This window comes from Polaromonas sp. P1_E1_2, from assembly GCF_056406035.1.
Genome location: NZ_JBFUAZ010000714.1, coordinates 1 through 1,938 on the forward strand (window position 1 = coordinate 1; position 1,938 = coordinate 1,938).

The 1,938-nt window shown below is 65.4% G+C and carries 1 protein-coding gene and 1 pseudogene; one reads left to right on the forward strand and one right to left on the reverse strand.

Annotation, left to right across the window (positions count from 1 at the left end; translation table 11 throughout):
• A pseudogene (locus AC1D1P_RS22035) lies at window positions 1–735 on the reverse strand (cyanophycin metabolism-associated ABC transporter); the annotation flags it as partial.
• A 321-nt stretch (window positions 736–1,056) separates the two neighbouring features.
• On the opposite strand from AC1D1P_RS22035, the gene AC1D1P_RS22040 reads away from it, so the two are divergent.
• Window positions 1,057–1,938 (forward strand): cyanophycin synthetase family protein (locus AC1D1P_RS22040; protein ID WP_477674446.1); only part of this gene is annotated, 882 nt, incomplete at its 3' end.

Genomic DNA, 1,938 nt, shown 5'->3' on the forward strand with positions numbered 1-1,938 from the left:
GCCCAGCACGGCCGCGCCCAGCAGGCCACCCAGCAGCAATCCCACCTTCCAGGGCTCGATCTTCTGGCCGTTCTGGAACGGGATCAGGATGTCGTCCATCAACGGAATCGTGAGGTAGGGCGGCACCAGCGTGGCGGCGGTGGAAGCCAAAGTCAGCAAAAATCCGGCCAGCAGCTGGTAGCGGTACGGATCGGCAAACCGCCACAGGCGCAGCAGCACCCAGGTGGAAGGCGGCGTGTGCAGCTCGCGCGCGCAGGCCGGGCATTCCTCGCTGTCGGGCGGCAGCGGCAGGTCGCACTCGGGGCACAGGGCCGTGTCCTCGGCCAGCGCCGCGGCATCGTCCGCTGCCGGGGCCTGCTGCTGGGCAAACAGGCGCACCAGGCGCAGGGCCTGCACATTGGCACCCAGGGTAAACCGCCAGCTGGCCAGCCGCCGGCCCGCTTCATGCAGCTCCAGCGTGCCCACGCCGGCATGGTCGAAATGGCGCAGTGAAAGCCCCTGCAATACGGTGCCGTCGGCGTCCGCCGTGGGCCAGCTGGCCCATACGCCTTCAGGGTTGCAGGCCAGCAGCCGGCGGTCCGTCAGGGCCAGCAGGCCCCGGGCGAAATGAAGTTGGTTATCCAGGTCAACCACCAGCGTGCACAAAACGTTCTCTTGGGTTGCAAGTTGTGAGCGAAGCCCTGCCAGAACAGGGTCGGTAGGGCTGGAGTCGTCTGCCGGGTGGTTGTGTTGCATTGTGTTGTGGAAAATCTTGGCGTCCCGCATCTGGCGCGGCAGGGTATTCGCAGGTWCTTCGTAGTTGCGCGAATAGGCCCGAAACAGGGATTTTCGCCGAATGCGGCCTGAAGCGACCGGTTTGACCATATCAACCCCCTGAAAATGACGGAACCATCAAAATCGACCCCTGGCGGCCATCGCCGCGACAAAAACAACAACATAACGAGACACAGGGACCCACCGAGACCTTGACCGGCCTCACACTGAAATCCATCGGCCAGGGCCGAGCCTTGCTCCCCGGGGTGGCAAGGCCCAACCCTGCCGACAATTTTGCGAAAAATGAGCCCACAGGACGACATCAAGCTGCTGCGCATCAATTACCTGCGCGGTCCCAACATCTGGACCTATCGGCCCGTGCTGGAAGTCTGGCTGGACCTCGGCAGCCTCGAAGACTTCCCCTCCAACCTGTTGCCGGGCTTCAATGACCGCCTGGTCGCCCTGTTGCCGGCCCTCGTCGAACACCACTGCGGCGTGGGCGAGCGCGGCGGCTTCATCCAGCGCCTGCTGGAAGGCACCTGGTCCGGCCATGTGCTGGAGCATGTGGTCATCGAGCTGCTGAACCTTTCCGACATGCCGACCGGCTTCGGCCAGACGCGCAGCACCTCCCAGCGCGGCGTTTACCGCATGGTGTTCCGTGCCCGCGACGAGCAGGTCGCCCGCACCGCGCTGGCTGAAGGCCACCGACTGCTGATGGCCGCCATCAACGGCACAGACTACGGCCAGGCCGGCGTGCAGTCCGCCGTCGAGAAAATCCGGACCAAGGTGGACGACTGCTACCTCGGCCCCAGCACGGCCTCCATCGTGGCCGCCGCCACCGACCGCCGCATCCCGCATATCCGGCTGAACGACGGCAACCTGGTGCAACTGGGTTACGGCGCCAGCCAGCGCCGCATCTGGACGGCCGAAACCGACCTCACCAGCGCCATCGCCGAAGGCATCGCCCATGACAAGGACCTGACCAAAAGCCTGCTGGCCACCTGCGGCGTGCCGGTGCCTGAAGGCCAGATCGTCGCCACAGCGGAAGAAGCCTGGGAAGCGGCCGAAGACATCGGCCTGCCGGTGGTCGTCAAGCCGTCCGACGGCAACCACGGCCGTGGCGTGTCGCTGGACCTTAAAACAAAGGCCGAAGTCGAAGGTGCGTTCGAGGTTGCGGCCCGGCAT